Annotated in this window: 1 rRNA gene; it reads left to right on the top strand. The window is 45.1% G+C overall.

The window, feature by feature from the left end:
- Positions 1-157: 157 nt before the first annotated feature.
- A 16S ribosomal RNA gene (locus BLT_RS0119975) occupies positions 158-226 on the top strand; the annotation flags it as partial.

The following is a 226-nucleotide window of genomic DNA, read 5'->3' as shown; positions in this document are numbered from 1 at the left end:
GCAGTTCTTTGAAAACTGAACAAAAGCCAAGCGTAATAAGAGATACAAGGTATCTCGTCAATGAATTTTTTTAATGAAGAGCTAAGTCAGCTTGAAGATAGAAATGGATGGCAGGTTAAGGTCGCAACGTCCTGTTGCAGCACTTGTACATCCATGTACTTCGGAGAGTTTGATCCTGGCTCAGGACGAACGCTGGCGGCGTGCCTAATACATGCAAGTCGAGCGG

Origin of the sequence: Halalkalibacterium ligniniphilum (assembly GCF_000334155.1) — a bacterium.
GTDB lineage: Bacteria > Bacillota > Bacilli > Bacillales > Bacillaceae_D > Halalkalibacterium > Halalkalibacterium ligniniphilum.
Note: the sequence above shows the minus strand (reverse complement) of the source record. Positions and strands in the feature narration are given on the sequence as shown.